Source organism: Streptomyces sp. NPDC006265 (assembly GCF_040613555.1).
Classification (GTDB): domain Bacteria; phylum Actinomycetota; class Actinomycetes; order Streptomycetales; family Streptomycetaceae; genus Streptomyces.
Map to the genome: position 1 here is coordinate 1 of NZ_JBEXSH010000622.1, position 5,510 is coordinate 5,510.

Genomic DNA, 5,510 nt, shown 5'->3' on the forward strand with positions numbered 1-5,510 from the left:
CCCGCGACCAACAACCAAAAAACCCGCCAATAGAAACACCCGGCGCCCCCCCCCGCGCCCCCCGCCCCCCCCCCCCCCCGCCCCGCCCCCCCCCCCCCCCGCCGGGCGGCCGCCCCGCCCCGCTGTCATAGGCGGGACGTGTTCACCACCGGTAGGGCCGGTACACGTCCATGCACTCCGTCTTGTCCGCGCTCAGCGCGTCCGCGGAGTCGGGCAGGTCGCCCGCCGCGGGAGCCTTCTGCTTCGGGTAGGTCGTGCCCTCCCGCCAGTCGCTGCCGATGGTCAGCGTGGTGGTCACGTCGTCCGTGGCCCGCACCTGGCCGTCGGGGATGCCGACCGCCTTCGCCACCGACAGCGCGTTGGCCCGGCCCTGCTCCCCGGTGCTCTTCGGGTACGTCACCTGGGTCCGGCCGTGCGGATCCTGCTGACCGGAGGCGACGGCCCGGGTGAAACCCTCCTGCTGCAACGCGGCCACGATCGCGGCGGCCCGCTGGGGAACGGCGGGCCGTTCGTCACTGGCCGTCCCGTTGACCACGGTGACCGACAACCCCGCGGCCGGCGCGGCGGCGGGGCCCGTGGCCTCCACCGACGCCGGGGACGGGCCCGAGGCCCCGGCCGCGTGCGCCTTCCCGGCCTTGTCGAAGGAGACGTCGTCGCGGAGCATCGCCCACATCTTGTCGGCGTCCTCGGGATTGGGTACGAGGTGGTTGGGGTCCTGGGGGTCCTCGATCCACGGCATCGTCGTCATCGTGATGCGGTTCGTCGGGACCGACTTCAGCTGCATGCCCACGTCGTACAGCTCCTTGACCGTGCCGATCTCCTCGGACACCTTCAGCGCCTTCGTGCCCGACTCGGCCAGGCCCATCAAACGGCCGGTGTCGGTGAAGACGTTCTGCTCCTTCAGCGTCCGGATCATCGCGTTCATGTACATGTGCTGCGCCTTGGCGCGCAGCGGGTCACTGCCCCAGGCGTGGCGGGTGCGCAGCCACTGCAGCGCCTCCTTGCCCTGCACCTTGTGCGTGCCGGCCTTCAGCTTCAGTCCGGATCCGCCGCGCTGGCCGGGCAGCGGCCGGTCCCACACGTTCTGGTTGACGCAGACCGGGACGCCGCCGATGGCGTCCGCCATGTCCACCACTCCGGCGAAGTCGACCATCATCCAGTGGTCGATGTACACGCCGGTCAGGTTCTGCCAGGTGGCGAGGGTGCAGCCCGGGCCGCCGCGCTGGAGCGTCTCGTTGATGATCGTGTTCTTGGCCGGGTAGGTCTCGCCGGTGTCGGGGTCGATGCACTTCGGGATGTCCACCCGGGTGTCCCGGGGGATGCTCACCACGGACGCGCTCTCGCGGTCCGCCGAGACGTGCAGGAGCATCTGCACGTCCGCCAGGGGCTTGCTGCCGACGTTGTCCCGGCCGCCGCCGAGCTTCACGTTCTCCGCGGAGTTCCGGCTGTCGGAACCGATCAGCAGGATGTTGAGCGGGGTCTGGCCGGCCGCGTTGGGCCCGGTCTTCTTGACGTCGGACTCGCCGCTGTTGCGCTTGCCCTTGTCGATGTTGCCGTTGAGATGGCGGTAGTAGAGGTATCCGGCGCCGGCCGTCCCGAGTATCAGGACCGACAGCACGATCGCGGACCAGCGCAATATCCGGCGTCCGCCGCCGCGCCGCCGGCCACGCCGTCGGCCGTGGCCGCCCCTGCCCCCCTCGTTCCCGCCCCCCGCGGGCACCGCCGTCCCCGGACGCTCGTCCTGGGCCAGACCGCCCGAATCGTGCCGTGTGCCGCCTCCGCGCACGTCACTCTGCGCCATACCCCTGCCTCCCACCCCTACGGCCGACCCACGGGACCGCCCCGCATCGTGTTCGGATCACGGGTGACCCGTGTCCGTCCGGACCACGGGTTCCCCCGATGCTCCGCCGGAGCACGGTCGTCCCCGCTCCTGGTTGGACCACTGACATGCCCGGTCGGATGTACACCCGGCCGATTCGTCCGGGCATGCTCCGTCCACCTGTTAGACGCAGAACGGGACGCTCAGGTCACTTCGCGCACTCGACCTTGTCGGCCGTGGCCTTCTGCACGTCCTCCGGCACCTTCGCCGGAGTCGTGAGCGGCACGCCCGCCCCTTCGAAGTCCTTGCCCAGGGTCAGCGTCATCGCGGGGACGCCCTGGGAGTTGGTCACGCTCTCGCCCGGCTTCAGCGCGGCCCCGGACAGGCCCATGATGTCGGCGAGCCGGCGTGCCTGGTCCGCCTGGTCGGGCGCGTACTCCAGCGTGGTCTTCGCCAGCGGCTGTTCGGCGTTGCCCGCGTTCTCGGACTTGGTCACGCCCTCCTGGACCTGCAGCCAGCTGAGGGTCTCCTGGGCGCTGCCGGCGACGGCACCGCCGTTGAGGATCCGCACCCGCACCTCGGAGGCCGGGGCCTTGGTGCCCTTCAGCCGGGCGGCCTCGGCGGCCTTCTCCTTCTTCTTCTGCTGTTTCACGTCGGTCAGCGACACGTCGTCCCGGACCATCGCGAAGAGCTGTTGGGCCTGGGGTTCCCTCAGGACCACCGTGGCCTTGACCTTCTCCGCGGGGTTGTCGTCGACGGGCACCGTGGCGAAGGTGAGGTTCTTGGTGTCGAACTTGCCCAGCTCGGCCCCGAGATCGGCCAGCTTCTTGATCGTGCTGATCTGGGAGTCGACGGTCAGCGCCTTGGTGCCCGCCTCCGCCAGCTTGACCATCTTGGCCGGGCTGGTGAGGGTGTCGTTGGACTTCAGCTTGCGCAGCATCGAGCCCAGGAACTGCTGTTGCAGCTCGATCCGGCTCAGGTCACCGCCGAAGCCCACGGAGTGCCGGGTACGGACGAAGGCCAGCGCCTCCTCGCCCTCGATCGTGTGCTCGCCCTTGGGCAGGTCGAGCTTGGAGTCGGGGTCCTTGATGTCCTTGGCCAGACAGACGTCGACCCCGCCCACCGCGCTGGTCAGCGTCTTGACCGCGTTGAAGTCGGCCACCATGAAGTGGTCCATCTTCAGCCCGGTGAGCTCGGTGATCGTGCGCATGGTGCAGCTCGGCGTCCGATCCTCCTGCCCCAGGCTGTTGTTGAAGCGGATGCGCTGCTTGCCCGGGATGACCTTCTCCGAGCCGTCCTCCTGCGTCGTCGGACAGTCCGGGATGTCGGTGATCAGGTCGCGCGGGATGCTCAGCACCGTCGCGTTCGAACGGTCCTTGGAGACGTGCAGCACCAGCGTGGTGTCCGCGTGCCCGGCGCTGTTCTTGTCGCCGTAGCCCTCGTTGCCCTTGCCGGTGCGCTTGTCGGTGCCGATCAGCAGGATGTTGATCGCGCGGTCCTTGCTGAACCCGCCGGTGCCGGCGCCGTCGTCGGAGACGGACGTGATGTTGTTGTTGAGGTGCTCGTAGTAGAGGTACGCGGCCCCGCTCGCCGTGACCAGGACGAAGGCCAGCGTGCCGCCGGTCCAGATCAGGACCTTCTTGCCCTTCGCCTTCTTCTGCACCGGACGGCGCCCGCGGCGCCCCGCGGCCGCCTCGGCCGGGGCGCTGGTGCGTCTGCGCGGAGAAGGAGCCTCGGCGTCGGGTGCCGCCGCACCGGAACGCCGCGCGGGGGCGGTCCGGCGGGTACCGGCCGTGCCTCCCTTTCCGGCCGTGCCACGGCCGCCGGGACCACGCGTCCCGGGAACGGACGACTGCGCTGCGGAAGGGGCCAGTCGCAGTTCGTATTCGCCGGTGTTCGGGTTGAGTACCCACTGGTCTGCGGGGTCGATGTCATCCGCCCGCCCACGGCCTTGCGCGTCCACGGTCGCCTGATTCCTCCGTCGGGCCACGCGGCGCCCTCCCCCGGAAGACGCACGGTGCTGGTCAAGCAGTGCACGCCCCCAGGACGGAGCTCATGGGTGAGAGCACTGGATCGCACACACTATCCGCACACTTAGGCGTCAAGCGACGTGGGTGACAAATTCCACGTTCTCACAACTGGGCAATCCCGCCCATTTGTTTGAAGGAAGTTCGGCGAACGCGAAGGAAATTCACGTCACTTGGCACACTTCACCTTGTCGGCGGTGGACTTCTGCACGCCCTCCGGCGCCTTTGAAGGCGCGGTGAGGGGGACCCCCGCCCCCTCGAAGTCCTTGCCGAGGGTCAGTGTCATCGCGGGGACGCCCTGGGAGTTGGTCACGCTCTCGCCCGGCTTCAGCGCGGCCCCGGACAGGCCCATGATGTCGGCGAGACGGCGGGCCTGGTCGGCCTGGTCCGGCGCGTACTCGAGGGTGGTCTTCGTCAGCGAGGCGGGCGCGTTGCCGGCGTTCTCCGACTTCGCCACACCCTGCTCGTTCTGCAGCCAGCTCAGCGTCTCCTGCGCGCTGCCGGCGACGGCACCGCCGTTGAAAATCCGCACCCGCACCTCCGAGGCCGGGGCCTTGGTGCCCTTCAGCCGGGCGGCGACCGCTGCGGCCTCCTTCTTCTTCTGCTCCTTGACGGCGGTGAAGGAGACATCGTTCTTGATCATGTCGAATACCTGCGGGGCCGTCGACTCGTTCAGCACGACCGTGGCCTTCACCTTCTCGGATGGGTTGTCGATGACCGGAACGGTGGTGAACGTCAGGTTCTTGGTGTTGAGTTTGCCCAGCTCCAGACCGAGGTCCTTCAGCTTGCCGATGCTGTCCAGCTGGGAGTCGACGGTCAGCGCCTTCGTGCCCGCCTCGGCCAGGTCGAGCATTTTCGACGGGCTGGTGAGGGTGTCGTTGGACTTCAGCTTGCGCATCAGCGAGCTCAGGAACTGCTGCTGCAGCTCGATCCGGCTCAGGTCTCCGCCGAAACCGACGGCGTGCCGGGTGCGCACGAACGCCAGGGCCTGCTCGCCCTCGATGGTGTGCGTGCCCTTGGACAGCTTGAGGTGCGAGTCCGGGTCGTCGAGGTCCTTGCCCAGGCAGACGTCGACCCCGCCCACCGCGCTGGTCAGCGTCTTGACCGCGTTGAAGTCGGCGACCATGAAATTGTCGGGCTTGACTCCGGTCAGCTCGGTCACGGTCCGCATCGTGCAGCTGGGCGTACGGCCGTCCTGGCCGAGGCTCGTGTTGAAACGGACCTGCCGCGTGCCGGGGATGATCTTCTGTGTGCCGTCCTCCTGAGTCGTCGGGCAGTCCGGCACGTCGGTGATCAGATCGCGCGGGATGCTCAGCGCGGTCGCGTTCGAACGGTCCTTGGAGACGTGCAGCAGGATCGTGGTGTCGGCGTGCCCGACACTGCCCGCGTCGCCGTAGCTGCCGTTGCCCTTGCCGGTGCGCTTGTCGGTGCCGATCAGCAGGATGTTGATGGCCTTGTCCTTCTCGAAGCCACCGGTGCTCGCACCGTCGTCGGAGACGGACGCGATGTTGTCGTTCAGGTGCTCTATGTAGAAGTACGCGGCGCCCGCACCGGCGACCAGCACGAACGCCATCGTGCCGCCGGTCCACAGCAGGATCTTCTTGCTCTTCGAGGCCCTCTTCGCCGGACGCCGTCCGCGCCGGCCCGGCAGCGGCTCCGGCGCC

The 5,510-nt window shown here is 69.0% G+C and carries 3 protein-coding genes; all 3 read right to left on the minus strand.

Annotated features, from left to right (window positions below):
- Nucleotides 1-142: 142 nt before the first annotated feature.
- Nucleotides 143-1,801, minus strand: a complete 1,659-nt coding sequence (locus tag ABZ281_RS35675; RefSeq protein WP_356662218.1) for an LCP family protein — start codon at nucleotides 1,799-1,801, stop codon at nucleotides 143-145.
- Between the two features lie 226 nt (nucleotides 1,802-2,027).
- Nucleotides 2,028-3,782 carry an LCP family protein gene (locus ABZ281_RS35680; RefSeq protein ID WP_356662219.1) on the minus strand — a complete coding sequence of 585 codons (1,755 nt, stop codon included), beginning with the start codon at nucleotides 3,780-3,782 and terminating at the stop codon, nucleotides 2,028-2,030.
- Between the two features lie 233 nt (nucleotides 3,783-4,015).
- Nucleotides 4,016-5,510, minus strand: a 1,495-nt coding sequence (locus ABZ281_RS35685; protein WP_356662220.1) for an LCP family protein, incomplete at its 5' end; no start/stop codon positions are given.

Excerpts from the sequence above, each read along its gene's own strand:
- ABZ281_RS35675 (WP_356662218.1), bottom strand. The coding sequence starts at position 1,801 with ATGGCGCAGAGTGACGTGCGCGGAGGCGGCACACGGCACGATTCGGGC.